This is a genomic window from Halomonas sp. NYA30 (assembly GCF_976980765.1).
In genome coordinates, this window is record NZ_OZ334477.1 from 2,385,803 (window position 1) to 2,409,227 (window position 23,425).

The following is a 23,425-nucleotide window of genomic DNA, read 5'->3' on the forward strand; positions in this document are numbered from 1 at the left end:
TTTTATACGTGTAAATCATGTATCCCCTATCACACTCTCAAACAGATTAAAGAGGAGATTGAAAATGCAGAGTGATGACTTTATGACCGGTGAAGAGCTTGGCAATACGCTGCTGGGTGTAAGCCCTGGTACGCTTCACGGCTGGGAACAAGGCCGTCATATGCCTACCGGCACTGGACGTACACTCCTACGAGTAGCTGAAAAACATCCTGAAGCGCTGACTGACCTCTCTTGATGAAGCAGAAAAGCCTTACACCTAAGCCTGATTTATCTATATAAACAGTTGAAATTTAGCTGCTGTTAAAATATCCAAAAAATCACCCTCACGCCCAATGAGGCTCGCCCTAATTGTTGCTTAGTTACTGGCAGATGGCCTCTGTTAACGTCTGATGATTTATCCCCTCCATGCCGACGCCTATCCGATTCCTGTTCAGCTAGGCCCTCGTTGAGTCAGCGTTTTGCCTCAGGCTGACTTTAGATATCCCTCGCGAGAGACTCCGCGCAATACTGAATTTCGCCACCTAGGGGCAGGAATATAATCGTAAAATCCATACCAAAGCGTTTATCAAACTAGTAGCGCCCTTTCAGGCGGATCAAATCCAGCGGCTCATTAGTCAACGACCCACCACGGCCCAGGAATGGTTCAGCGGTAAATGCGGTTCTGCCATGCAAGTACCCCCAAGCTGACTTCGACAATCGGCGCGACTCACTTTCTCAGCGGCGATTAACGTAAATATGAGTATCACTCACCCTATCAACGCCATAATGCTGTACTATTACCCATTAATAACAAAATAATCTATCCTTATTCCTGAAATAAAATTCATTTCTCAGGCGCTCGACATGTACAACGAAACTTCCCAACCAGTAATGCCACAAATTAACCGTCCAGCACCGGCTTTTACCGCCAAAACCACTCATGGTGAAAAGTCGCTCACTGACTATTTAGGTAAATGGTTGGTTTTATTCGCCCACCCGTCGGACTTTACCCCAGTATGCACCACGGAATTTTCGGCATTTGCGAATTACGCAGAGCAGTTCAAAGAGGTCAACACGGAGTTGCTGGGCCTTTCCATCGATAGCATCCACTCACACATCGCCTGGACACGCAGCATTAAAGATAACTTCGGGGTTGAAATTACCTTCCCGATTATTGCTGATCTCAACATGAAAGTGGCAAATGCCTACGGAATGATTCAGCCAGGTGCCAGCGACACCGCTGCGGTTCGCGCTACTTTTGTGATTGACCCAGAGGGTGTACTGCGTGCCATGTTGTACTACCCGATGACCAACGGCCGCTCGGTGGAAGAAGTGCTTCGCCTGGTTAAGTCCTTACAAACAAGCGATGAGCATGGGGTGGCGACACCAGAAGCTTGGTTGCCCGGCCAGCCGGTCATCGTTCCACCGCCCCACACCTCGCAAGATGCGGAAGCTCGTCAATCAGAAGGCTATGAATACACCGACTGGTACTTCTGCAAAAAGACACTTTAATGCTGAAAGCTCCTCATCCTGATATCCCTCAATTCTTAGGAGGACTACGCATGAATACCTTTAAGCTTTCAAAGCACACTGGAACAGGCACGCCCGATGTCGCCGGTTTTTTTGACCCACGTACCTTTAGCATCCAGTACGTGGTGAGCGACCCCGATACCAAGCAATGTGCGATTATCGACCCCGTATTGGATTTTGACGAAAAGTCCGGCGCAACCGCGACCCACTGCGCCGATGAACTGCTGACCTATATCGAAAAAGAGGGGCTGTCAGTGGTGTGGATACTCGATACCCACCCCCATGCCGACCACTTCTCTGCAGCACACTATTTGAAAGAAAAAACAGGTGCTCCCACGGCTATTGGGCAGCATGTCACCAAAGTGCAGACACTTTGGAAGGAGATCTATCACTGGCCAGAAATGCCTACCGATGGTCGCCAGTGGGACACACTGTTTAGTGAAGGCGCCACCTTTAACATCGGTGAACTTAATGCTCGCGTACTTTACTCGCCCGGCCATACGCTGGCCTCGATTACCTATGTGATTGGCGATACGGCCTTCGTGCACGACACTCTATTCCAGCCAGACTTTGGTACCGCACGGGCGGATTTCCCCGGTGGAGATGCCAAAGAACTGTGGCACTCCATTCAACAGATTCTATCGCTGCCCGCTAACACCCGGCTGTTTACCGGCCACGACTATATGCCCGATGACCGTGAGCCCCAGTGGGAAAGCTCGGTCGCTGAGCAGCGTAAACATAACCCACACTTAGTCAACATGAGTGAAACGGATTACCTCTCTCTACGCCACAAGCGCGATAGTGAATTGCCCATGCCCAAACTGATTTTGCACGCCCTACAGGTCAACACGCGTGGTGGAAGACTGCCGGAGCCTGAAGCTAATGGTAAGCGCTACCTCAAAATTCCGCTGGATGCCCTGGAAGGCGCCGCTTGGGATTAATAAGCCACTAATTTTCAGAACCTCTACGATAGAAGGAGCATGACCATGCAAACGCAGCCTTTAGAGACCGATGTCGAGATTACCTCGGCGCTCACGGTAGAAGAGCTTGAGCAAGTAAAAGCAAAAGGCTTCAAGACGGTTATTTGTAACTGCAAGCCTGGAGAAAGCGCTGAGTTTACGGGTGAAGACGCCTACCGTCGAAAAGCAGCAGACATTGGCCTTCAGTGGGTGCACATTCCTGTCACACCCGGTGACTATAGCCAAGCGGATATTGCCGCCTTTGCTGAGGCGTTACAGCAACTTCCCCGGCCTATTTTGGCTTTCTGCCGCACCGGTAAGCGGGCTACCCATCTATGGGCCTACGCTAAGCGTCAAACGGAGCAGTGCGACCTGGCTGAACTATTTGACGCTGCAAAAGCAGCAGGCTTCGATTTGGAAGAGCACCGACAAGGGCTCGAAGATCAACAAACCTAACAGTGCGACGACATTAGTCGTGATTACGCTATATCAGCAGGCGAGTACGTCACATGAGCATTGAGCGTTGGGTGCCACTGTTCGGCTGGCTACGCAGCTATAACCGTAAGCTACTCTCTCGGGATGCTCTGGCTGCGATAATTGTTACGCTAATGCTGGTGCCGCAGGCGCTGGCCTACGCTCTTTTGGCGGGGCTACCGCCGGAAATGGGCCTCTATGCCAGCATGGTGCCACTGGTTCTGTATGCCATTTTTGGTACCAGCGCTAGCTTAGCGGTGGGGCCTGTCGCCGTAGCGGCACTAATGACCGCTTCGGCGCTGAGTAATTTTGCTTCCCCTGGCAGCCCGGAATACATTGGGGCAGCGTTGGTGTTGGCGGCGCTTTCAGGTCTGATATTGATCGCCATGGGTGTGCTGCGGCTGGGGTTTTTAGTTAATTTCTTGAGCCATCCGGTAATTTCGGGATTTATAACGGCTTCGGGCATACTGATTGCGATTAGCCAGCTTAGACATATACTCGGCGTAGAAGCATCTGGCCATAACGTCATTGACCTTATAGGGGCGCTACTGAGCCAGTGGCAGCAGGTCAATATAACGACACTGCTGATCGGACTAGGAGTGTGGAGCTTTCTGCTAATGTGCCGCAAGCGGTTAAATACGTGGCTGACGGCTATCGGCGTTTCTGCCAGCATTGCCGGGCTCATCGTGAAAGCCGCTCCGATCTCGGCGGTGATTGTCACCACATTTCTGGCCTGGGGGCTAAACCTAGAGCAGCGTGGAGTAGCACTAGTTGGTGCGGTTCCCAGCGGTCTACCTGCCCTTGCACTGCCCAACCTGGATCAATCGCTGTGGCTTAGCCTATTACCCGCAGCACTGCTGATTAGCCTGGTGGGCTTTGTGGAATCGGTATCGGTGGCGCAAACACTGGCTGCCAAGCGCCGCCAGCGTATAGATCCTAATCAAGAGTTAATGGCACTAGGCATGGCTAATCTGGGCGCTGGTATCAGCGGCGGTTCGCCGGTGTCTGGCGGTTTTTCCCGCTCGGTAGTCAACTTTGAAGCAGGCGCGGCAACACCGCTGGCCGGAGCATTCACGGCGCTGGGCATTATGCTTTCCACACTAATGCTAACCGACCTACTGGCATTCTTACCCACAGCGACCCTGGCAGCGACTATTATTGTGGCGGTCGGCACGCTGATTGACCTACCGGCGGTGAAACGTACTTGGCAATACTCCCGTAGCGATGGCTTGGCCATGGTGGCCACCCTACTGCTCACTCTGCTGCACAGCGTGGAGCTAGGCATTATAAGCGGCGTAGTGCTCTCGCTTGGGCTGCATCTATACCGTACCAGCCAGCCCCACAGCGCGGTGATTGGCCGCGTGCCGGGCACCGAGCACTTTCGTAACGTCAAGCGCCATCAGGTCGAAACCGATGAGTACGTTGCGATGCTACGCATCGATGAAAGTCTATACTTCGCCAATGCCCGTTATTTGGAAGACACCGTCATGGCGTTGGCCGCCCGTTCACCTTCGCTTAAGCACATTGTGCTGACTTGCCAGGCAGTTAACGTGATTGATGCGTCTGCGCTCGAAAGCTTAGAGGCGATCAACGCGCGACTAAACGATTCAGGCGCCAAGCTGCACCTAGCGGAAGTAAAAGGGCCAGTGATGGATCGGTTACAACACACTGACTTCTGCCGCGAGCTAACCGGACAGGTGTTTTTTACGACTTTTGATGCTTGGCAGACACTGGCCCATCCCGCCGAAGCCAACTCACCACTCTTGCCAACACAACGAGAGGAGACAACGTCATGCAACAGCGACACGCCAAGATAGCCATTATTGGTGCAGGTAGCGCTGGCCTTAGCGCGTGGCACGCCGCACGCAAGCATACCGACGAGGTAGTATTAATAGAAGCAGGAACCTATGGCACGACCTGCGCCCGAGTGGGTTGCATGCCCTCTAAGCTACTCATCGCCGCTGCCAATGCAGCACACAACGCGCGCAAAGCGGAGATGTTTGGTGTCACTGCCAATCAGGTAGTAATTGATGGCGAAGCTGTTATGGCAAGAGTCAAACATGAGCGCGATCGCTTCGTCAGTAATGTACTGAAATCGATGAAAACGATTCCTGAATCCAACCTGCTGAGTGGCCATGCGCGTTTTATTGACCCACATACACTGGTCATAGATGAGCATACCCGGCTCACTGCTGATGCCATAATCATTGCCACGGGTTCGCGGCCCACATGGCCAAAGCTGCTGGAAGGCGCTGGCGACCGGTTAATCATTAATGATGACGTGTTCAACTGGGAAACGTTGCCGGCATCAGTTGCTGTGATCGGACCTGGCGTTATTGGCATGGAGCTTGGTCAAGCGCTTAGCCGATTAGGTGTGAGAACTCGTACGTTTGGCGTGGGGGGTGCGGTTGGACCTTTTCAATCTAAAAAACTCCGCCAACTGGCGGACGAAACATTCAATCGCGAGCTGTATCTGGATCCTGATGCCCATCTCGACAAGATTGAACATACCGATAACGCCGTTGCCATTACGTTTTTCGAACGTGACCGGGGGCAAAAACTCACCGAAACATTCGAGTATGTCCTGGCCGCAACAGGGCGTCGGCCCAACGTGGATCAGCTAGCCATCGAGCAGGCCGGACTCAAGCTGAATAAACACGGCGTACCTGAATTTAATCGCTTTACTTTGCAATGCCTAAGTACACAAAACACACCAAGTCATATTTTTATCGCAGGTGATGCAAATCAGTCGGTACCGCTACTGCACGAAGCCATCACAGAAGGCAAAATCGCAGGACGAAATGCCGCTCATTTGGATGATGTACAAGTGGGTCAGCGTAACGTCCCCCTGGCGATTGTATTTACCGAACCCCAGATGGCAATTGTGGGTGAGAGTCGCACTACGTTAGACACTCGTTATGGCGGCTGTGGCTGCATAGCTGAAGGCGGAGTTTCCTTTGCTGATCAAGGCCGTGCACTGGTCATGGGGGAACATAAAGGTTATTTCGAGCTATATGCGGAGCACGGCAGCGGACAGTTTTTAGGCGCGGAGCTATTCGGGCCCCAGGTTGAGCACATAGCCCATTTGCTTGCCTGGGCACTGGAGCAAAAGCTAACCGTCAGCCAGATGCTCGCTATGCCCTTTTACCATCCGGTACTTGAAGAGGGTTTAAGGTCTGGGTTGCGCGATTTACAGGCAAATCTTCAACAAGGGCCTGCCATTACTGAGCACTGTATGGAGTGTGGCCCAGGCGATTAAGGTAATGACTAAAATAACTAACCTCCCTCCCTAATCAGCCTCATTCATCTTGGCGGCCAAGTCCTGCGTCTGCTTGCGGGGCTTTATTACACTAGGATAGCAATTTTAAGCGGCTAACCGCAGCGCAAAGCCAATAAGCAGCGTTCCAAACACCCATCGCTGAAATATTTGCCGTTTCTGCTGGCTGGCAAACCAGCGTTGCATCTGCGCTCCCAGGCAAGCATATAGCACATCATAGAGCAGCCCCACCCCCACTAGCACCGCCCCCAGTAAAGTGAACTGAAGTGCGACGGCACCTTGCTGGGTATGTATAAATTGGGGCAGTAACACCGAACAAAAAAGCAGCGATTTCGGGTTCAGCAAATTAGTTAGAAGCCCTCGACGCCAAGCTAGATAATAGCTGCCTTTGAGTGATACTTGGTAATGATTACTATCAGAGCTATGCCGACTACGGATAAGTTGCACACCTACCCAAACCAGGTAAGCTGCGCCCAAGTAACGAACCACATCAAATAGCCAAGGGGCTGCGGTAAATAGCGCCGCTAGACCCAACCCTGCTAATGCCACATGCAGCCCTCGGGCTATGCCTAGCCCTAGCGCTGTGGCTAGCCCATGACCACGCCCCTGAGAGCTACTGGTATGCAACACAAGTAACATATCGGGACCAGGAATAAGGTAAACAATGGCTAATGCACTAATAAAAAGACCAATTTCCATCGCTGCTTCCTTAAGATCACAAATAGTGTCTTCGCAAGCGCTATGGTACCTTTAAAGAGATGAGCGTTTTCTTGCCATTTTGACTTTAAAAATGATATTTATTGGTATTTTGTGTCAATTTTTAATAGGAAAATAATCACTCATGCCAATTGGTCAGTTAGACGCTATCGACCGCCGCATTCTTGCATTGCTCCAAGGTGATGCCCGTTTAACGAATGTGGAGCTCGCGGAGAAAGTAAACTTGTCGCCATCTCCCTGTTTACGCCGAGTGCGACGCTTGGAAGCTAGCGGTATTATCCGTGGTTACCATGCTGAGCTTGATCGGCGAGGGGTCGGGCTTGAGCTAACGGTGTTTGTGGGTATCAAGGTTGAACGTCACCATGAAGAGCAGGCTAATGCCTTCCGTGAGGCAGTAGTCAATCTGTCAGAAGTCGTCACTGCGCACTTAGTCTCTGGGGAGTCTGATTTTTTACTGCAGGTGGTGGTACCTAGTTTGGCGGCTTATGAGGCGTTTCTAACGGGGACACTGCTTCGCCTACCTGGGGTGAGTGATATTCGCAGTAACTTTGCTATCCAGCCCGTGAAAGAGTATGGCACCTTACCATTAGCTAACAACAATAAGACCTAGTTGTGAAACTTATTGATAGTGGCGCGCTCGTTTGATGCAATTTAACGCTAAACCCACGAATACCTATATGAAAAAGGTGATTAGCCAAAGCCTGGCTATTCCCCACCAGTAGCCGCATAAAGTCAGCCTACAGCGGCGCTTGATTTGGGTACTGTGAGCCCACCTTAAGATATCCAAGCTGTCTTTCTCTCTTTTTGTTTTAAGCCTCTTCCTACTGAATCAACCAGGCCTAATTGTTTCCTCTAGACAATGGGGCAATGCTGATGCTGGGCGTTGAGAAAAAAGACTCCCTCATCGTTACGTCATTTCACGGCCACGAAAATTCATATGGGCTTGATATGGATCAAGCTGCGGCCATATGCCTCGTGTTTTTAAGCAGAAAGAGGGCTATTCTCGAACGATGATATTTAAGTTATTACGTTAGAGGAAATAGTTATGAAAAGTTCTTTAGTGCCAATGGTTACCGTCATCGGAATCACGATGGCCTTAGGAGCCACACCCTCTATTGCAGACGAAGTCGAGGCCTACCGGGAAACAACATTAGGTCTCTATGTCACGGCCATTGAGGCTCATGACCTCATGCAAGATAACGATCGTGCTGTACTCATCGACGTACGCGACTCCATTGAGATCAAGTTTACTGGCTTCGCCGAGCCCACCGATATCCATGTGCCCTGGGTGCTAGCCGAGCGCGATAACTTCGATGAAGAAACGAAGACTTGGCCAATGGTCAAAAACGCTGACTTCGAAGAGCAATTAAGAGCAAAAATAGACGCTCTAGGCGTAAACGAAGAAGATCCGATCATTGTCATGTGTCGCTCCGGAGCCACCCGCAGCGCTCCCGCTGCCGATGTGATCGCCGAGATGGGATACAGCGAAGTCTATTCCATGACCGACGGTTTCGAGGGTGAAAAACTCAAGGAGGGTAATTCCCAGGGCGTAAGAGCGCAGAATGGTTGGCGCAATTCGGGCCTTCCATGGAGCTATGACATTAACCCTGATGTGGCATGGCGCCCTGCCCACTAAGATTCAGATAAATGGGCCACTGCTTGATAACCAGCAGGGCCAAGATATTGATCAAACCCAACGAGGTGGCCGCATGACTACAACACATAAGACCAGCAATACGATCTTGGCACTGGCAGTTGCTACTGCTGCTATCGGTTTCTCTAGTTTCTCAATGGCTGACAACAGAGCTGAAGATCAGGCCTTAGTTATCCTTACTAGCGATTCACTGCAGACCCAAGGCATGGCCATGATTCTATCCAACGCCATGCAGCAGCAAGGTACCCACCTTCATATACTGCTTTGTGATGCTGCTGGTGATTTGGCCGTCGGGGGATACGCAAGTGCGGAAGCTATCAACACGCCACCGAGCAACCCGGCGGGCCAAGTCAAACCGGAAGGCATGCTTAATATGCTATTAGAGAATGGCGCAACGGTGGATGTATGTGCCATTTACCTGCCCAACAGCAAAAACGAAGAAGACGACCTTCTTGAAGGCGTGGGGGTGGCGGCACCTGGCCCCATAGCGGAAATGATGCGCGATCCGTCCATTCCTGTTTACAGTTTTTGAGCACCCAAACTGAGCTTAAGGAGTCAATTATGAGTCGCAACGTCGGTGGTATCGATAAAATCTTACGCATCCTGATTGGGATTGCACTGATCGTACTGGCCCTGACAGGTACTATCGGGGTGTGGGGCTGGGTCGGCGTATTGCCGCTAGCCACCGGGCTATTTAACTTCTGCCCAGCTTATAAATTAATAGGCATTAATACATGTAAAATTTAATAGTGCCTATATAAGCAAACAAAACCATAGAAAAAGCGCTTGCCATGTTTATTAGGGCAAGCGCTTTTTTACATATGCGCGCTAAAAAATTTCCCGTGTAGCAAGCCAATTAATTAATACCAAATAAAATTCCATATACAGAACAGCCACTTAGTCATTTAACATTAAGAGAGCATTAAGCGATATATCCTAACACATTGACACGAATCAATTTTTTCCTTTAACAAAAGGCGTAACCTAAGCGTATTCCGACCATTCGCCCATGCGAATGCCGTTTAATTCGCCAAGGAGGCGCTATGGACGCAATACGCCGTTCGCTCTTGGGTCAAATGGCACGTTTAAGCGCCGGCGCTGCGCTGATACCGTTTTCAAGCCTTGCCCAAGCTGGCATCAATCAGCAACCTGCCCGCCGTGAAGGCGATCCCACTAAACGCTACGGCATGCTTGTCGATTTACGCCAGTGCATCGGCTGCCAAGCCTGTACGGTGTCGTGTCATATCGAAAACGCTGCACCGCTGGGCCAATTCCGCACCACGGTTTCCCAATATGAAGTACAGCACCAGGAAAGCGGCGAATTAGCAACCTTTATGCTGCCCCGGCTGTGTAACCACTGTGAAAACCCGCCCTGCGTCCCGGTGTGCCCCGTAGAAGCCACTTACCAGCAGCAGGATGGCATCGTGGTGGTCGATAGTGACCGCTGCGTGGGATGTGCCTATTGTGTTAACGCCTGCCCCTACGATGCTCGCTTTATTAACCAACGCACTCAAACCGCCGACAAGTGCACATTCTGTGCCCATCGTCTAGAAGCCGGACTATTGCCCGCTTGCGTTGAGAGCTGCGTAGGCGGTGCCCGCGTGATTGGAGATATGCGCGATCCTCAAAGCCAAATCAGCCGCATGATTCACGAACATCGCGATGCATTGATGGTGCTACAACCAGAAAAAAATACCCTTCCTCAGGTGTTCTACCTAGGCATGGATGAGCGCTTCACCACGCGTCCTAAGGCCGAGCCCGTTGCGCTCGAAGTACTCGACCCCCAAGGTCAGGAGATGGGCTATGAATTCCACCATTGAGCTACTGGCACCGCGCTATGATATCGCCTGGTACCCGTGGGCGGTTCAGTACTTTTTTATGATTGCGGTTTCCTACGCCAGCCTGTGGCTAGCCGCCCCAGCACTGGTATTCGGCAAAAAAAACTGGCTGCCTACCGCGCGTCTGGCGCTAATCGCCTGCGTTAGCACTACGCTGGTAGCGCCCGTTGCGCTACTCGCTGATTTGCACCAGCCGCTGCGGTTTTGGCACTTCTACGCTTACGCTAATAGCCACTCGTGGATGTCGATTGGCAGCGTTGTTCTGCCGCTTTATTTGGTTAGCGTACTTGGCCTTGCTTGGCTGGCATGGCGACCCGCGCTGCAGGCACAGCGCAGCACACCAGGACTCAGCGGCATGCTAGCTACCTGGCTTTCAATGGGCACTGGCGCAACGCCCAGAGCGCTGATCACCGTGGTAGGTTTGGCTGCGCTGGGGCTTTCCAGCGGCATTATGCTTTACACCGGTGCGGAGCTTGCAATCGTAAAAGCCCGCCCGCTTTGGAACACCGCATGGCTGCCGCCTATGCTGGCGACTACTGGGTTTATCGCTGCCTCCGGGCTGGTATTAGTGCTGAACCGGGTTAGTGGGCTTTGTTCGCAAACCGCTATACGACAGATGCTGTATGCGCTGCTAGTGACCTGTGCGCTAGCAGGCTTGATTGCGATTAGCTGGCTTTTGGATGGCGTGAATGCACACGTAGGCTCAGTTGCCGCCGCATTGGAATCCGTGCGCCATAGCGACTCGTGGCGCAATACCGCCCTATGGGGAGGGATTACCGGCTTAGCGCTATTTGCCGCCGTGTTGTTGTTATTGACTCGCCCTACCCTGCGCCAGCCAGGGGTACGCGGCGCCCCAACCTCTAGCCAGCCAGCACTGTTTGCCTGGACATGGCTGCTAGGCCTCGTGGCCATACACATGGGCTGGATGTTTCGCTGGGTGGTGCTGATGGATGTTCAGCATGTGGCCCGCAACAGCGCAGGCTTTCACCACTACGGCATTCCCGCAGGCTCTTCCGGTATTTTAGGCATTGTTGGCATCTTCGGCCTCTGGCTCGCCGCTATTCTACTGATTGAACTTTTTATTCCCTGGAGGCAGGCCCAGCAGGGCGGCCTTATAGCAACGCCAACTCACGCTGCCCAAGATGCTTCTATTCATTCTCTCACCGCGAAAAAAGGAGCGTCTAGTCATGTCTAAGTCTGCTCAAGACCCGTCACGCCGCCGTTTTCTAAAAGGCGCTGCCGTCGCCGGTGGTGCAGCCACTTTTGCTGTGGGCTATGCCGACCCACTGGCAAAAATGGCCAAGGGTATTACCGGTAGCGCGGGTGAAAAACCCAGGCACAATATTCATGGCAACTCGCTGACCCCAGAATACCGAGTCGATTTAGATACTGGCGAGCTTACGCTCACCCCCGACCAGCGAGTCGCCTTCACTATTTGCTACGGCTGCACCACACAGTGCGGCGTGCGAGTCAGGGTCGATGACACCCACGGAGAAGTACTACGGGTATCAGGCAATCCCTACCATCCGCTGTCCGCTGACAACCATTTACCTATGCGTACACCGGTGGCGGATGCGCTACGCGGTGTTAGCGCCTATGGCGAACAGGGTCAGATAAACCGCTCCACCGCCTGCGCCCGTGGCAACGCCATGATGAGCCAAATCACCAACCCCTTCCGTGTCGACCACTGTTTAAAACGAGTAGGCGAACGTGGCAGCCGTGAATGGCAGAAAATCTCCTTTGAGCAGTTAATTGAAGAAATCTGTGAAGGCGGCGACTTGTTTAGCGAAGGCCATGTTGATGGACTGCGCGATATTCGTGACCACGAGACCCTTATCGATCCCGACAATCCAGAATATGGCCCCAAGGCTAACCAACTAATGGTGATGGAAGCCACTGACTACGGACGTTCAGACCTACTCAAGCGCTTTACCCTCAACGCCTTTGCTACCCGCAATTATGGTCACCATGGCGCTTACTGCGGGTTGGCTTTCCGCATGGGTTCTGGGGCGGTGATGAACAATATTGTCACCAACGCCCACGTTAAACCGGATATCCAAAACGCGCGTTTTATCATGTATATCGGCTGTGCGCCCAGCCAAGCAGGCAACCCGTTTAAACGCCAAGGCCGCTTGATTGCCCAAGCCCGTGCAGCCGGTACGCTTGAGTACGTGGTGGTCGACCCAGCACTCAACGCCGCCACCTCCCACGCTGCCGATAACAACCACTGGGTGCCTATTCGCCCTGGGACAGACAGCGCTTTTGCCATGGCCATCATCCAGTGGTTACTCGACAACCAGGGCTATGCCAGCGACTTCCTGGCCTTGCCCGGCCAAGCCGCCGCCGATGCAGCGGGCGAAACCACCCACTCCAACGCCACTCATTTGGTGATTGACACCTATGAACACCCGCGCAGAGGTTATTTTCTTCGCGCCAGCGACCTGGGTCTAGTGGAAGCGGGTAGCGATGCTGACTCGCCGATGGTAGTAGCCAATGACGAACTCGCGCTAAGCGAAGAGGTGATGACCGCCGAGCTCTTTGCCGAACGTCCGGTTGAGCTTGCCGATGGCACCACCGTGACCGTCAAAAGCAGCCTGACGTTGCTAAGCGAATCTGCCCACGAGTACGACCTAGACACCTACGCAGAACATTGTGGCATTCCCAAGGCGACGATTATTGAATTGGCCAGCCGCTATGCCAGCCATGGCAGAAAAGCCGCTGTTAACTGTCACGGCGGCATGATGTCGGGCAACGGTTTCTACGCAGCGTTCAGCGTGCAAATGCTGAACCTACTGGCGGGCAACTACAACATGAAGGGTGGCAGCGCCGTGGGCGGCGGCACTTACAGCGGTACCGGCGAGGGCCCACGCTACGATTTAGCCAACTTTCCTGGTAAGCGCGCGCCGCAGGGGGTATTTCTATCCCGCTCGCGCTTCCCCTACGAAAAGTCTTCCGAGTATCGGCGCAAAGTCGCCGCAGGCGAAAACCCTTACCCGGCTAGAGCGCCGTGGCGCTCGTTGGCGCCGCCGACGCTCACAGAGCACCTACCCTCGGCACTAGATGGCTATCCTTACCCCATCAAAGCGGTGATTGGCTGTATGGCTAACCCGATTTATGGTCAGGCTGGCCTAAAAGGCGTCATTGTCGATAAGCTGAAAGACCCCAAACGGCTGGGACTCTTTGTTGCCGTGGATGGCTTTATCAATGAAACCAACCGCTACGCCGACTACATCGTCCCTGATTCTGTGATGTATGAGGTGTGGGGCTTTACGGGCGCGTGGAAAGGCACCCTGGGCAAGCTGACCACCGCCTGCTGGCCCGTGGTGGAGCCGCGCCAGCAAAAAACCGCTGAGGGCGAACCGGTGTCTATGGACAGCTTTTTTATCGCTGTGGCCAAACGGCTTGGCCTGCCCGGCTTTGGCGACAACGCAATTCCCGATGCCCAGGGCAATCTGCACCCGCTCAATCGCGCAGAGGATTATTATCTGCGGGCCGCGGCTAATATCGCTTTTCAAGAAGAACCCTTGCCAGAAGCCGACGATGCTGATGTTGCCCATGGAGGCATTGCCCCACTGGTGCCTAAAATCGCACGAACGCTAAAAACTGATGAACGCGCTCGAGTAGCCTATCTGTATGCCCGGGGTGGACGCTTTGAAGATGCCAGCGAGCACTTCATAGGTGAAAAATTGAAATACCAGTGGAAGCAAACGCTATGTGTTTACAACGAATCAGTCGGCACCAGCATTGATACCACTAATGGCCTGCCCAATAGCGGCGTCCCCTGCCATAAGCTGCCTCAGATGGCGAACAAGCAACCCATGCGCGAGGTGTTTTCGGAGCAAGAGTGGCCGCTGTTGGCGTTCTCGTTCAAATCCAACCTGATGAACTCTTACGCTATCGGCAGTGAGCGGCTGCGTATGATCAAGCCTTACAACCCGATACAGATGCACCGCCAAGACGCAGAGCGCTTTGGTATCCAGCACGGCGATACCATTCGCATAGAAAGCCCTGGCGGAAGCGTGGTCGGGTTGGCGCTAGTCAGTGAAAGCGTAATACCTGGTGCCTTGGGCATTGAGCATGGCTATGGCCACCGGGATTTAGGCGCAACGCCACATATTATCGACGGTGAATCTCAACCGGATATGCCTTGGATGCGCGCGGGTATCAATATCAACGATCTAGGCTTTAAAGACCCCACGAGGAGTGTGGATGGCACTTGGCTTGAGCCCATCAGCGGGGCCAGCGTGCGCCAGGGCTTGCCGGTAAGGGTTAGTCGAATTTAGCTGATAATCGTTTTTCAGAGCTGATGGATCAACTCTCTACGCATCATACAAAGGTTTAAAATATCTTTGATATGGTCGTTGTATCTATCGGCATTGGCAGTCAGCTTGGTAGCAAAACACCCAACTCTACTCACACAGGCGATAGGAAAAAGAGTATTCACTTCTCCAGGTAGCAGGTGTTGATTGCTAAAATTCACGATTTCAAGCTTGATGGGCTGATCGGAACCAACAAGTAACGTCCTTATTGCGTCTCGATCAGCACGAATTTCTCGTCCTGCAAATCTCTCGATTTCGCAGCCCTCTTTTACCAGCTCACCAAAACTAACATTGGTAATGGTGGAGCGGGCGGCACGGTAAGCATCTGTCCCTATACAAAATAAATCTATGTCTACTGATTCGCGGAATTCATTAAGCTCAAGCGCTATACGCGTGCCTCCACCAAAAAGGATATTATTTTGGTAGAGGAAGTCGGGGTTAAATTGCGAAAGCAGGTGATTGATTCTTTGATGGTGAGGACGTGTAAATGTCATGCTACAAGCATTTGCCCGTGGCCATACTCATGTGCTAACGCTTTAATTAGAGCGCACTCATTGGCGTTCAGCCTACGCTGATCAACGAAACGCCACCTTTGCTCATAAATACGAAAGGCAAATTTAGGATCAACCAAGCGCTCGGCTCGATCCCATAAGATGAGATCCAGTTCTGGATAGTCTTTTCTATTAAGCTTTTTCATTCAAGAAACCCTCCTTATCGGAGAAGTTTGTATGAGGCCTGTTGGCCTATTTCAATGCTTTCACATTGGGTATCATTATTACTCACTCATTATCATAAGCGATCAATTTTGATCACACAAGGCTAGTAAGGCCACCGTCATACCACACCTTGGTGACCAGCAGCAATGCCAGTTGAGCCAACCATACTATTTATTCTTCCGCTGCTCGAAATACATACCCCAAAGATCACACTCCAGCTCTGTCAGCATCGCCAGGGGGAACAGGTCGGGCCGCACTCGGAATAGAAATTCGCCCTTCAGGTCGCAGAGCTGGAGGGCGATTTGGATATCGGGCTGCCTGAAGAGCGCTTCGGCTTTCCCGGCTCGCTGCCCAGGCCGGTAAGCTGAGTAATTTTGGTGGTCAGCTACCAAAACTCGATGGGAAAGGCTTCCGCCAGCTTCACCGCTAGCTGGTTGCTGCACTCAGGTGCCACGCTGCCAATAACCAGCATTTCAATCCTCCGCGCCAGGTCATCCGGCACGCTGTCGCCGGAGCCAATCAGTTCACGCGCAGCATAGGTCACCTTGGCGTCTTTCTGGGATAGCAGCCCTTCCGCGATGGCATTGCGATTTCGGTTGCGGGTCCGGGCTTCTTTCACGCTGGCCAATTCCGCGCCGCTCAGGCCGCGCACGCGCCAAGTAGGCGTCTCACCTTCTTAACGCCTTTGAACCAATCCCGCAGGTCGGGTATTGGCACATCTTCTTCACGGCGCTTAAAGCTGGCCCCGGTGAAGCGGCTTACATCAAATTCCATGGCATCACCTTAAAGAAGTGCAGTTTTGAAAAGCTATGAAAGCCCGCCGTGGCAGGCTTAATGGCAAAAAAATCAGCCTTCAAAATCGACGGTGGCTTGTTCAGCCGATACGGTGCAGCTGATATTCACATGGTCACCCGCCGGATACGTGCGCCCGATGCCGAGAATGCCTTGAGTCAGCGAGAACGGTGCCCGGTAGCGGTTCTGGTACCAGCTAAACCGCAGCCGATTGTTTTTAAATCGAACCAGCGGATCTGTGGCATCCTCTCCGCCGTAGTAGGTGAAGCTCGCCTGCACAAGCGTTTGTGACACGTTGCCCAGCGTGCCGTTGTAGATCTGCGTCGAGTTGGTGGAATGGGAGGTTTCGCGGGGACCGAGTTACTCGCCCGGGGAATTTCGGCAAAGATCGGCGTATAGCCCCGCACACTGACCCGCTTGGGCAAGCTACCCGTATGGGTCTTGGGCAGTTCCGCCGCAAAGTGAACTTCCCCACTGGCGGGATCGGTTTGCCATACCGGGCCGTCGTAACGCTCCTGGTGGTTGCCGACGACCTGATAAATATCCGTATCGTTCACGGGGGCAGCGCTGCTGCTGGCCAATACGGCGCTCCTTGGTCAGCAGGTACTCCTCCTGTTCGCGCTTATGCTCGAGCATTGGGTTAAAGCCCATATCGTCATCGCCAGGTTGCGATGATTGTTGTTTCGTCTCTAGCTCAGCCAGCTTCAAATCCAGCACCGAACGGCAGTCGAAATAGACGCTTCTACCGATCTTCGCCACCGGTTTAACGCCCCATTTATCAAAGGCTTGCACGCTGATACCCAGACTTGCCGCCATCTGGCTTTTGTTCAGCCAGTAAGGCTCCGGAGATTGCTGTCTTTTGTTCGACATCGAAACAACAACCTCGCCTTAGAAAATTCTCATAAATAGCGCGAAATCGAGGCTCTGCGCCCCCGTACAGCAGAGGCACCCACTCAGGAGGAACCGTGGTTTTTTTGTACAGAGATGCAGCTAGTTAACCGCATGGTTGGCGCGCCAATGGCCTCACTCAGCACCTAAATCATTCTCCAAAATCTCCACCACTGCCGCCCGGTCTGCATTGAACCGGCGGCGTAGCGCCTCATATTCAGCGAGCAATAACAGCAGCCCCTTATTGCTCTGCAAGATCCGAGTAGGCGCTGGCAGCTCATTGGTTAGATGTGCCGGTACCAGGGGGCTGTTGCACTGCATTGGCAGCGCCTGATCGCTGAAGCTCGCGCACCCAGTCAACAACCCCATCAGGCAGATCGCTATCAAGCCAGTCACCTGCTTTCGCATCTTGTTCTCCCAATGGTTCGAGGGCCCCAGTGCTGGCGCCTATATCGTCATCAATGGTTTCTAACGTGCGTTCACGCGCAGCCAGTACGTTGCTCAGTGTCTCGATGCGCTGGCGCTGAAACTGTTGGTGCTCGATCAATATCTCGGCGCGTTCACGCTGGTGCTCAGCCTGTGCTTGGTAAGCGTCCCGTTGGGTGATGATGTGCTGCAAGTAGAGATAAGCGCTGACCAGAGCTAGACAGCCAATGAACAGTCCAGCCAGTTTACTTTTCAGCATTGCTAACTCCCTCTAAACACACTTCTCTCTCATGAGCGCGGCGGTTAACTAGCCCTCGCAGGCGTTGACCTCCTGCGTATACCCATCTGGAAAGCTCTTCGCATGCGCCTACCAGATCACCCGCGTTTGCTAACCGGGCAAGCGTTGAACTCTTCAAATTGCCCTCACCCACGTTGTAGGTAAACGACACAAATGCGGCCCGAGTCTTGTTTGAAAGCGGCGTGGTAATGATACTGTCAACCGCCTGCAGCGCCGTTAGCATGTCGCGCTCTAGCAGCTCATCGCACTCTTCAGGTGTCCGCTTCTGGTCTGGGCCTGCAGAGGAAGTGTGTCCAGTGCATACCGTCCAGGTGCCCACTGCATCGCGGTAGCTTTCCAGCTTGGTGCCTTCCCACGGCACAATCATCCCCGCCGCAATAGTCAACACCGCAGCGCTAACGGCGCCAATAAGTCGTTTATTTGCCATTGCGCCCACCCCGCCGATTATCGAAATATTTCCAAATATCGAATGCCAAGCGCAGTCCCACGAAAACTAGCCCGCCAATGCTCACCAAGTCAGCGGTCACCACGTGAACGCCTCCAATCTCAATCAGTGGCATATTCAGCAGTGACACCACATCATTCGGAGTGGGCGAAATATCTAGGTCAGCCGGGCTAGCCTTCGATGCCAGAGACGTAACGGAAACGCTGCTGCCACCGCCGTAAGCGATTACACGGCCAGCATCAAATTTCATAAGCAGCTCTGAATTTTGGTATAGGGATGAATGTGATTGGCAAAAAAAAACCTCACTGCATATGCAGCGAGGTCTATTTTTACCAAGTGTGATTTAGGTGTTGGACGTTACCCTTTTGTACCTACGATGCGGGTTATGGGTTCAGGCGCGTACATTACAAACGCCACGAATAAAAACCACCCCCATCCTTCAGTACCATTAAAAGCCAGCACCCCTGAAATAATTAATGCAACGATGCTTGCCATTTGGACAAGAAGTAATTTGGTTAGCATATCTGCACTCCCTTTTGAAAACCCGATAATATCGCATATGTTGTATCTATGCGAATATAAACCACCATATATGGATTTTTATGCATACCGGCTACGCTTCCTTTTCCGCAACGTCCGCAGGTAGGAAACTGGCTTATTAGCACCATCTCAAGCCGCTCGCCCAAATTGTGCGGCAAGCATGGATGGCATCACGAATACGGCCGTCATGGATCAATGCAAGCGCCTTGCACTGACGGATAAGGTGAATGGCACCTAAGTCTTGGCTGGCAGGCGTGAAGTCAGGAAGATGGAACCGCTCGACCAGGTCATCCCACGTACGCATCAGGAACTACTAGCGCCCTGCGGCGCTGGAGTTGATTTGATAAGCAGGCAGCAATACAAGCTGGCGCGGGTGATCGTCGTAACTGCTGAACGTCTTGCCGCCGACAATCACATTGAAACCGTCCTGATCGCCAAAGCGAGGCGTGCCCTCGGCAAAGGCAAATGTATCGAGGAAAGCGGCCACGTTGCCAGCGCGTGTAACTCTTGGCGGTGCTGGCTCAACGCGCAGCAGTTCCGCCTCCTCAAGCCAATGAGCAGGAGAATGAGCGGACATGGCCCAACCTCGAGATTAGAAATTCAGAAAAGCAAAAGCCCCACCGGGCAACCGGCAGGGCTTCAAGAAGTGGTGGCTAATCGCACAACTATCGCAGCCTATATATAATTGAACCGCCCCGTCTTTACCGGAGACTCCATATCTTGAGAGGATGGAGTTATGAACTCACCAAAACGATATTCCCCAGAAGTCCGGGAGCGAGCTGTTCGATTAGTCCTTGAACAGCAAGGCGAATACCCGTCCAAGTGGGCGGCGATCTGCTCCATTGCCAGCAAGTTCGGCTGTACACCAGAGACTTTGAGAGCCTGGTGCAAACGCACAGAACTCACGCAGGAAAACAGCTCGGTTAACCTGTCTGAACATGAACGGCTCAAGCAGCTAGAGCGTGAAAACACCGAATTGAAGCGTGCCAATGAAATTCTCCGTAAGGCGGCTGCTTTTTTCGCCCAGGCGGAGCTCGACCGCAAACCCAATTGATGGTGTCATTTATCGACGAGCATCGTGCTCAGTTCGGGGTCGAGTCGATTTGTAGTCAACTGCCAATCGCCCCATCGACGTATTACCACCACAAGGCACTTGAAGCTGATCCTGAACGGCGGGCAGACCGGTATCGGCAGGATGCGTTTCTTACCGCTGAGATTCAGCGCGTGTGGGAAGAAAACTTCTGCGTCTACGGTGCCCGTAAGGTCTGGCGGCAACTCCGCCGTGAAGGCGTTAATGTTGCTCGTTGCACTGTAGAACGGCTCATGCGCCGCCTAGGAATTCGCGGCGTGGTGCGAGGCCAACGCCCCTTCACGACCATCAGTGATCCCGGCCAGAAACGGGCACCTGATTTAGTGAAACGTGACTTTACGGCCATGCGTCCTAATCAGCTTTGGGTGGCCGATTTTACCTATGTCGCTACCTGGTCTGGCTTCGTTTACGTTGCGTTCGTTATCGATGTTTATGCACGCTGTATCGTGGGTTGGCGTGTAGCGACGTCGATGAGAACGGCGCTGGTGCTGGACGCTCTGGAGCAAGCTCTGTGGGCACGAAAACACAGACAAGGGTTGATCCATCATAGTGATAGGGGAAGCCAATATCTCTCGATCCGCTACACCGAGCGTATGGCTGACGAGGGTATCAATGCCTCAGTCGGCACCACCGGCGACTCCTACGACAATGCGCTGGCTGAAACCATCATCGGCTTGTTCAAAACGGAGGTGATCCATCATCGTGGCCCATGGAGGGGACTGGATGCCGTTGAGTATGCCACGCTGGAGTGGGTTGACTGGTTCAACAACCGCCGACTGCTGGAACCCATCGGAAACGTTCCACCAGCAGAACGAGAAAGGACGTATTATCGTCAATTGGAGGAGTCGGGTGAAGCTGCCTGACTCAAACAAACCGGTCTCCGGAATAACCGGGGCGGTTCAACGCTTATTGAAGCTGATCACTTAGGGATTGATTTAAAAAGAACATTACCCTCCATCTCTTGGGGAGCATTGCATTACTTCCCAGGTGATATTGGTGAATAGGCGGAGCCTTTTTCATAGCAATTCCCTGAAATAGAAAGCCCAGTCTCACGCCAAAGAAGAATTGAGCGAAGCCACCCAACATCGTTATATTGGTGGCTTCTAAACTAGGGATAAGGGGAAAGCGTTGGACAAGGCCGCCTACCACAAGCGTTGGGATCAGCTCGAGCAAATGCAGCGGGAATACAGCAACCTGCCAGAGTCGGGCGTCAAAAACGTCGAAGCACTGCACAAAATGCTGATTAACACCTTCCGGGAGTTTGTCGTTGCTTGTTATTGCGACCACTGGCGTGACGCCTACCGAGGTGCTGCGTTCCCCCTCGACGCTGATCGAGACGTACTGGTAGCCCGCGCCATCAAAGCCCACCACTGGACAGCGGGCATTGCCACCAGCCTCTCCAGTCACGACCTTGCCTTTTCGCTCATTGACGAGCTGGCGACATTTACGCTGTCAGAAATGGCCGTTCACGTTTCGTATATGAACCTGCAGGCACTGCCCAAGGCAGATTATCAAGCAATCATTCAACCCCATGAATGACGGTTGATTTGCCTCAGGTAATCGGCTGCAAGTACGGGAATAGAAAGCCACGCCGAATCCCGCTGAGGTGGTAGCTGCCCCCCAGACGAAGAAGGAAAGCGAATGGTTGTTCGCGAAGGCTTATGGTGAACGACTTGGAAATCTGCGGGAAGGATTTAAGAGCTCGTGCACCAGTGCGCACATTACGAACTTCCGGATACACGACTTGCGCCACACGTGCGCTAGTTGGATGGTCAGCTAAGGCGTACCGCTACTGGACGTGAAAGAAGTGCTCGGGCACTCCACTGTACAGATGACAGAGAAGTACGCGCACCTAGCGCCGCACCGCGCAAGAGATGCAATGAACCAGCTAGGAAATCGCACATTAGGCAGTACACCAGCGGAGACTGTGCAGGAACCTCCAACACAATCCCAGCACAATGAAAGACCGATGCATTCAATAGAAAGCATGCTAGGCAGAAAACGCAGAGCCTAGAAACGGAAAAACCCCTGACGAATCAGGGGCTTTAGTATCGAAGTGGCGGAGGGACAGTCCGCTTTATAAGTATAACAATCAATAACTTAATTAAATTAAATAATGATACCCAACAATATAGTCCACATAAATAAAATTATTGGGTGATATACCTTGATACTAAATAACGCACCGTTTAAGCCCTAATTTTTGTAATTTGGCATAGCTTTGCTTCTACCCTGCTATCGGAAAGTAGTCTACCTTTTTAGAGCGACTTTTTAGTGTAGGGAGCCTCCTCTATGCAAGAGCTATATGTAAGCACCAGTGAGCTATGTAAGCGCTATGGCCGTTCATCGCGCACTATCTACCAGTGGCAAAAAACAATGGGGTTTCCAAACCCTCTTATTCCTGGAGGCAATGGCTCTGAGTCGCGTTGGCGTGAGAGTGATATCCGAGCATGGGAGGATAAGCGGATGGGTGATAAATAGCGGTATTCCACTGTCGGTGTATGACCTATAACGCCACGACCATCAAGGCGGTTTATAGTCTGCTTTACGCTCAACACAATGACTTGTTAAAGGAGCAAGCATGGCGAGCCTACTTACTGCCAAAGATCTAGCTGAAAAGCTATCAATAAGCCAGCGTAAAGCTTACTCACTGAAGAGAGTTATTGGCTATGTCCAAATCGAGGGCAATATCCGTTTCGAAGTTGAAGCTGTTGACGCATATATTGCAAGTTGTAAAAGGAGCCCACTACCAGACCAGCACAGCAAGTGGGAAGCACGAGTAGGGGCTTCAGCGGGCTCAACATCCCGTAAGCGTGTCACTGCGGCAGATATCAAAGCGCTCCTAGACCAAAAGAGGAAAGAGAAACAGGAGTCAGGGCATGCAAGAACGTTACGTGTCGTCTAGTGAGCTTTGCAAGCGTTACGGGCGCAGCCGGGATACGTTGCTACGCTGGCAGAAAACCAAGAGTTTTCCACGGCCGGTTATCCAGGGTGGCCACGGCGTTGAATCCCGCTGGCGCGAAAGTGACCTCAAAGCTTGGGAAGATAAGCAGGTATATGGTTAGCCAAATATTATAGGGCTTCTGGCTAGCTGCGTTGCGTCTAATGTCCTAGAACTCTAGGAGATTAAACCGAGCAACCCCCTCCGCTCATTCAATCGGCTTGGAGCCTATCCCATTACATTCCGCGTTTGAATCGCGGAATTCAAGCGCGTACCCGCTTAGGTACCCTTTCCGGCTTTTGGAACAGCTCCGAATTGGCCATGTGTGTTTTGAAAACGCGGATGGTAAGCGTAAAAAGGGTGGCGTTTGAAACGCGACCATGACCATCTAGCCAATATCACGGTTGGAGTGGCCAGGCTAACCACTGCTAGAAGTGACTCAGGCTCACAAATAAAATATGAGGATTCCCACATTTTCCGGTTTCAAGCCTACAAACTCCCGCGCTTTAGGCTCTAGCCACAAGAGGAGCCCTTGAAACCAA

30 protein-coding genes and 1 other annotated feature are annotated in these 23,425 nt (G+C 52.5%); of the genes, 17 read left to right on the forward strand and 13 right to left on the reverse strand.

The window, feature by feature from the left end; all coding sequences use genetic code 11:
• Positions 1 to 64 precede the first annotated feature (64 nt).
• The 6 genes from ACWI0H_RS10990 to ACWI0H_RS11015 all read left to right on the forward strand — a co-directional run bounded on the left by ACWI0H_RS10990 (position 65) and on the right by ACWI0H_RS11015 (position 6,201).
• Positions 65 to 235, forward strand: coding sequence for a helix-turn-helix domain-containing protein (locus ACWI0H_RS10990; protein ID WP_485873463.1), 171 nt, complete (start codon positions 65 to 67; stop codon positions 233 to 235).
• Between the two features lie 608 nt (positions 236 to 843).
• On the forward strand, positions 844 to 1,491 hold the full coding sequence (locus ACWI0H_RS10995; protein WP_273190579.1) for a peroxiredoxin: 648 nt from the start codon (positions 844 to 846) through the stop codon (positions 1,489 to 1,491).
• Between the two features lie 50 nt (positions 1,492 to 1,541).
• Complete coding sequence (locus ACWI0H_RS11000; protein ID WP_485873464.1) at positions 1,542 to 2,450, forward strand: MBL fold metallo-hydrolase; 909 nt, start codon at positions 1,542 to 1,544, stop codon at positions 2,448 to 2,450.
• A 45-nt stretch (positions 2,451 to 2,495) separates the two neighbouring features.
• Positions 2,496 to 2,924, forward strand: coding sequence for a protein tyrosine phosphatase family protein (locus tag ACWI0H_RS11005; RefSeq protein WP_039859863.1), 429 nt, complete (start codon positions 2,496 to 2,498; stop codon positions 2,922 to 2,924).
• 53 nt (positions 2,925 to 2,977) lie between these two features.
• Positions 2,978 to 4,759: a SulP family inorganic anion transporter gene (locus ACWI0H_RS11010; RefSeq protein ID WP_485873465.1), complete on the forward strand. Its 1,782-nt coding sequence runs from the start codon at positions 2,978 to 2,980 to the stop codon at positions 4,757 to 4,759.
• Entirely contained in the window at positions 4,735 to 6,201 is a 1,467-nt protein-coding gene (locus ACWI0H_RS11015) for a dihydrolipoyl dehydrogenase (protein ID WP_485873466.1), read from the forward strand. The genes ACWI0H_RS11010 and ACWI0H_RS11015 overlap by 25 nt, the downstream gene beginning before the upstream one ends.
• A 105-nt stretch (positions 6,202 to 6,306) precedes the next feature.
• On the opposite strand, the gene ACWI0H_RS11020 is transcribed toward ACWI0H_RS11015, so the two are convergent.
• The gene (locus tag ACWI0H_RS11020) at positions 6,307 to 6,918 is read right to left on the reverse strand and encodes a LysE family translocator (protein ID WP_485873467.1); all 612 of its coding nucleotides are present in this window, start codon (positions 6,916 to 6,918) and stop codon (positions 6,307 to 6,309) included.
• Positions 6,919 to 7,060: 142 nt separating this feature from the next.
• On the opposite strand from ACWI0H_RS11020, the gene ACWI0H_RS11025 reads away from it, so the two are divergent.
• The 7 genes from ACWI0H_RS11025 to ACWI0H_RS11055 all read left to right on the forward strand — a co-directional run bounded on the left by ACWI0H_RS11025 (position 7,061) and on the right by ACWI0H_RS11055 (position 14,711).
• The gene (locus tag ACWI0H_RS11025) at positions 7,061 to 7,546 is read left to right on the forward strand and encodes an Lrp/AsnC family transcriptional regulator (RefSeq protein ID WP_485873468.1); all 486 of its coding nucleotides are present in this window, start codon (positions 7,061 to 7,063) and stop codon (positions 7,544 to 7,546) included.
• Positions 7,547 to 7,981: 435 nt separating this feature from the next.
• Positions 7,982 to 8,572 (forward strand): rhodanese-like domain-containing protein, encoded by a 591-nt coding sequence (locus ACWI0H_RS11030; protein ID WP_485873469.1) that lies wholly within the window; start codon positions 7,982 to 7,984, stop codon positions 8,570 to 8,572.
• Positions 8,573 to 8,645: 73 nt separating this feature from the next.
• Complete coding sequence (locus ACWI0H_RS11035; protein WP_485873470.1) at positions 8,646 to 9,122, forward strand: DsrE family protein; 477 nt, start codon at positions 8,646 to 8,648, stop codon at positions 9,120 to 9,122.
• A gap of 29 nt (positions 9,123 to 9,151) precedes the next feature.
• The gene (locus ACWI0H_RS11040; RefSeq protein ID WP_008956645.1) at positions 9,152 to 9,337 is read left to right on the forward strand and encodes a YgaP family membrane protein; all 186 of its coding nucleotides are present in this window, start codon (positions 9,152 to 9,154) and stop codon (positions 9,335 to 9,337) included.
• Between the two features lie 296 nt (positions 9,338 to 9,633).
• Positions 9,634 to 10,410 (forward strand): sulfate reduction electron transfer complex DsrMKJOP subunit DsrO, encoded by a 777-nt coding sequence (dsrO, locus tag ACWI0H_RS11045; RefSeq protein WP_485873471.1) that lies wholly within the window; start codon positions 9,634 to 9,636, stop codon positions 10,408 to 10,410.
• A complete protein-coding gene (gene nrfD / locus ACWI0H_RS11050) occupies positions 10,394 to 11,623 on the forward strand; it encodes an NrfD/PsrC family molybdoenzyme membrane anchor subunit (RefSeq protein WP_485873472.1) in 1,230 nt (409 codons plus the stop codon). Before dsrO ends, nrfD begins: the two co-directional genes overlap by 17 nt.
• A complete protein-coding gene (locus tag ACWI0H_RS11055; RefSeq protein WP_485873473.1) occupies positions 11,616 to 14,711 on the forward strand; it encodes a molybdopterin dinucleotide binding domain-containing protein in 3,096 nt (1,031 codons plus the stop codon). The genes nrfD and ACWI0H_RS11055 overlap by 8 nt, the downstream gene beginning before the upstream one ends.
• A 14-nt stretch (positions 14,712 to 14,725) precedes the next feature.
• Here the strand turns inward: ACWI0H_RS11055 and ACWI0H_RS11060 are convergent, their stop codons facing one another.
• The 12 genes from ACWI0H_RS11060 to ACWI0H_RS11115 form a co-directional block, all read right to left on the reverse strand.
• A complete protein-coding gene (locus tag ACWI0H_RS11060; RefSeq protein ID WP_485873474.1) occupies positions 14,726 to 15,241 on the reverse strand; it encodes a nucleotidyl transferase AbiEii/AbiGii toxin family protein in 516 nt (171 codons plus the stop codon).
• Entirely contained in the window at positions 15,238 to 15,444 is a 207-nt protein-coding gene (locus ACWI0H_RS11065) for a hypothetical protein (protein WP_227405166.1), read from the reverse strand. The genes ACWI0H_RS11060 and ACWI0H_RS11065 overlap by 4 nt, the downstream gene beginning before the upstream one ends.
• A 404-nt stretch (positions 15,445 to 15,848) precedes the next feature.
• A complete protein-coding gene (locus tag ACWI0H_RS11070) occupies positions 15,849 to 16,082 on the reverse strand; it encodes a hypothetical protein (RefSeq protein ID WP_485873475.1) in 234 nt (77 codons plus the stop codon).
• Between the two features lie 20 nt (positions 16,083 to 16,102).
• Positions 16,103 to 16,237: a hypothetical protein gene (locus tag ACWI0H_RS11075; protein ID WP_485873476.1), complete on the reverse strand. Its 135-nt coding sequence runs from the start codon at positions 16,235 to 16,237 to the stop codon at positions 16,103 to 16,105.
• Between the two features lie 72 nt (positions 16,238 to 16,309).
• Positions 16,310 to 16,549, reverse strand: a complete 240-nt coding sequence (locus ACWI0H_RS11080) for a hypothetical protein (protein WP_485873477.1) — start codon at positions 16,547 to 16,549, stop codon at positions 16,310 to 16,312.
• A gap of 132 nt (positions 16,550 to 16,681) precedes the next feature.
• Positions 16,682 to 17,125, reverse strand: a complete 444-nt coding sequence (locus ACWI0H_RS11085; RefSeq protein ID WP_485873478.1) for a hypothetical protein — start codon at positions 17,123 to 17,125, stop codon at positions 16,682 to 16,684.
• 295 nt (positions 17,126 to 17,420) lie between these two features.
• Complete coding sequence (locus tag ACWI0H_RS11090) at positions 17,421 to 17,828, reverse strand: hypothetical protein (protein WP_485873479.1); 408 nt, start codon at positions 17,826 to 17,828, stop codon at positions 17,421 to 17,423.
• Positions 17,815 to 18,294, reverse strand: coding sequence for a lysozyme (locus ACWI0H_RS11095; protein WP_485873480.1), 480 nt, complete (start codon positions 18,292 to 18,294; stop codon positions 17,815 to 17,817). The genes ACWI0H_RS11090 and ACWI0H_RS11095 overlap by 14 nt, the downstream gene beginning before the upstream one ends.
• Entirely contained in the window at positions 18,284 to 18,562 is a 279-nt protein-coding gene (locus ACWI0H_RS11100; protein WP_485873481.1) for a hypothetical protein, read from the reverse strand. The genes ACWI0H_RS11095 and ACWI0H_RS11100 overlap by 11 nt, the downstream gene beginning before the upstream one ends.
• Positions 18,563 to 18,669: 107 nt before the next feature.
• On the reverse strand, positions 18,670 to 18,834 hold the full coding sequence (locus tag ACWI0H_RS11105) for a hypothetical protein (RefSeq protein ID WP_485873482.1): 165 nt from the start codon (positions 18,832 to 18,834) through the stop codon (positions 18,670 to 18,672).
• Positions 18,835 to 18,970: 136 nt separating this feature from the next.
• On the reverse strand, positions 18,971 to 19,156 hold the full coding sequence (locus ACWI0H_RS11110) for a lysozyme family protein (protein ID WP_485873483.1): 186 nt from the start codon (positions 19,154 to 19,156) through the stop codon (positions 18,971 to 18,973).
• A 9-nt stretch (positions 19,157 to 19,165) separates the two neighbouring features.
• The gene (locus tag ACWI0H_RS11115; protein WP_485873484.1) at positions 19,166 to 19,429 is read right to left on the reverse strand and encodes a lysozyme family protein; all 264 of its coding nucleotides are present in this window, start codon (positions 19,427 to 19,429) and stop codon (positions 19,166 to 19,168) included.
• 159 nt (positions 19,430 to 19,588) lie between these two features.
• Between ACWI0H_RS11115 and ACWI0H_RS11120 the strand changes: the two genes are divergently transcribed.
• The 4 genes from ACWI0H_RS11120 to ACWI0H_RS11135 all read left to right on the forward strand — a co-directional run bounded on the left by ACWI0H_RS11120 (position 19,589) and on the right by ACWI0H_RS11135 (position 23,007).
• Positions 19,589 to 20,805, forward strand: a protein-coding gene (locus ACWI0H_RS11120; RefSeq protein WP_230806374.1) for an IS3 family transposase whose coding sequence is annotated in 2 segments (ribosomal slippage) — positions 19,589 to 19,874 and positions 19,874 to 20,805 — 1,218 coding nt in all. Because the reading frame shifts where the segments join, the coding sequence is not laid out codon by codon here.
• Positions 19,864 to 19,980 (forward strand) — a sequence feature (AL1L pseudoknot). Its footprint overlaps the gene before it by 117 nt.
• A 265-nt stretch (positions 20,806 to 21,070) precedes the next feature.
• The gene (locus ACWI0H_RS11125; RefSeq protein ID WP_485873485.1) at positions 21,071 to 21,481 is read left to right on the forward strand and encodes a hypothetical protein; all 411 of its coding nucleotides are present in this window, start codon (positions 21,071 to 21,073) and stop codon (positions 21,479 to 21,481) included.
• A gap of 753 nt (positions 21,482 to 22,234) precedes the next feature.
• The gene (locus ACWI0H_RS11130) at positions 22,235 to 22,423 is read left to right on the forward strand and encodes a helix-turn-helix transcriptional regulator (RefSeq protein ID WP_485873486.1); all 189 of its coding nucleotides are present in this window, start codon (positions 22,235 to 22,237) and stop codon (positions 22,421 to 22,423) included.
• Between the two features lie 398 nt (positions 22,424 to 22,821).
• The gene (locus ACWI0H_RS11135; protein ID WP_485873487.1) at positions 22,822 to 23,007 is read left to right on the forward strand and encodes a helix-turn-helix transcriptional regulator; all 186 of its coding nucleotides are present in this window, start codon (positions 22,822 to 22,824) and stop codon (positions 23,005 to 23,007) included.
• The last annotated feature ends 418 nt before the right edge of the window (positions 23,008 to 23,425 follow it).

What these genes read in the sequence shown, in the direction of transcription:
- ACWI0H_RS10990 (WP_485873463.1), top strand. Translation starts at nt 65, where the DNA reads ATGCAGAGTGATGACTTTATGACCGGTGAAGAGCTTGGCAATACGCTG.
- ACWI0H_RS10995 (WP_273190579.1), top strand. Translation starts at nt 844, where the DNA reads ATGTACAACGAAACTTCCCAACCAGTAATGCCACAAATTAACCGTCCA.
- ACWI0H_RS11000 (WP_485873464.1), top strand. Translation starts at nt 1,542, where the DNA reads ATGAATACCTTTAAGCTTTCAAAGCACACTGGAACAGGCACGCCCGAT.
- ACWI0H_RS11005 (WP_039859863.1), top strand. Translation starts at nt 2,496, where the DNA reads ATGCAAACGCAGCCTTTAGAGACCGATGTCGAGATTACCTCGGCGCTC.
- ACWI0H_RS11010 (WP_485873465.1), top strand. Translation starts at nt 2,978, where the DNA reads ATGAGCATTGAGCGTTGGGTGCCACTGTTCGGCTGGCTACGCAGCTAT.
- ACWI0H_RS11015 (WP_485873466.1), top strand. Translation starts at nt 4,735, where the DNA reads ATGCAACAGCGACACGCCAAGATAGCCATTATTGGTGCAGGTAGCGCT.
- ACWI0H_RS11020 (WP_485873467.1), bottom strand. Translation starts at nt 6,918, where the DNA reads ATGGAAATTGGTCTTTTTATTAGTGCATTAGCCATTGTTTACCTTATT.
- ACWI0H_RS11025 (WP_485873468.1), top strand. Translation starts at nt 7,061, where the DNA reads ATGCCAATTGGTCAGTTAGACGCTATCGACCGCCGCATTCTTGCATTG.
- ACWI0H_RS11030 (WP_485873469.1), top strand. Translation starts at nt 7,982, where the DNA reads ATGAAAAGTTCTTTAGTGCCAATGGTTACCGTCATCGGAATCACGATG.
- ACWI0H_RS11035 (WP_485873470.1), top strand. Translation starts at nt 8,646, where the DNA reads ATGACTACAACACATAAGACCAGCAATACGATCTTGGCACTGGCAGTT.
- ACWI0H_RS11040 (WP_008956645.1), top strand. Translation starts at nt 9,152, where the DNA reads ATGAGTCGCAACGTCGGTGGTATCGATAAAATCTTACGCATCCTGATT.
- dsrO (WP_485873471.1), top strand. Translation starts at nt 9,634, where the DNA reads ATGGACGCAATACGCCGTTCGCTCTTGGGTCAAATGGCACGTTTAAGC.
- nrfD (WP_485873472.1), top strand. Translation starts at nt 10,394, where the DNA reads ATGAATTCCACCATTGAGCTACTGGCACCGCGCTATGATATCGCCTGG.
- ACWI0H_RS11055 (WP_485873473.1), top strand. Translation starts at nt 11,616, where the DNA reads ATGTCTAAGTCTGCTCAAGACCCGTCACGCCGCCGTTTTCTAAAAGGC.
- ACWI0H_RS11060 (WP_485873474.1), bottom strand. Translation starts at nt 15,241, where the DNA reads ATGACATTTACACGTCCTCACCATCAAAGAATCAATCACCTGCTTTCG.
- ACWI0H_RS11065 (WP_227405166.1), bottom strand. Translation starts at nt 15,444, where the DNA reads ATGAAAAAGCTTAATAGAAAAGACTATCCAGAACTGGATCTCATCTTA.
- ACWI0H_RS11075 (WP_485873476.1), bottom strand. Translation starts at nt 16,237, where the DNA reads ATGGAATTTGATGTAAGCCGCTTCACCGGGGCCAGCTTTAAGCGCCGT.
- ACWI0H_RS11085 (WP_485873478.1), bottom strand. Translation starts at nt 17,125, where the DNA reads ATGTCGAACAAAAGACAGCAATCTCCGGAGCCTTACTGGCTGAACAAA.
- ACWI0H_RS11090 (WP_485873479.1), bottom strand. Translation starts at nt 17,828, where the DNA reads ATGCTGAAAAGTAAACTGGCTGGACTGTTCATTGGCTGTCTAGCTCTG.
- ACWI0H_RS11095 (WP_485873480.1), bottom strand. Translation starts at nt 18,294, where the DNA reads ATGGCAAATAAACGACTTATTGGCGCCGTTAGCGCTGCGGTGTTGACT.
- ACWI0H_RS11100 (WP_485873481.1), bottom strand. Translation starts at nt 18,562, where the DNA reads ATGAAATTTGATGCTGGCCGTGTAATCGCTTACGGCGGTGGCAGCAGC.
- ACWI0H_RS11105 (WP_485873482.1), bottom strand. Translation starts at nt 18,834, where the DNA reads ATGCTAACCAAATTACTTCTTGTCCAAATGGCAAGCATCGTTGCATTA.
- ACWI0H_RS11110 (WP_485873483.1), bottom strand. Translation starts at nt 19,156, where the DNA reads ATGCGTACGTGGGATGACCTGGTCGAGCGGTTCCATCTTCCTGACTTC.
- ACWI0H_RS11115 (WP_485873484.1), bottom strand. Translation starts at nt 19,429, where the DNA reads ATGTCCGCTCATTCTCCTGCTCATTGGCTTGAGGAGGCGGAACTGCTG.
- ACWI0H_RS11130 (WP_485873486.1), top strand. Translation starts at nt 22,235, where the DNA reads ATGCAAGAGCTATATGTAAGCACCAGTGAGCTATGTAAGCGCTATGGC.
- ACWI0H_RS11135 (WP_485873487.1), top strand. Translation starts at nt 22,822, where the DNA reads ATGCAAGAACGTTACGTGTCGTCTAGTGAGCTTTGCAAGCGTTACGGG.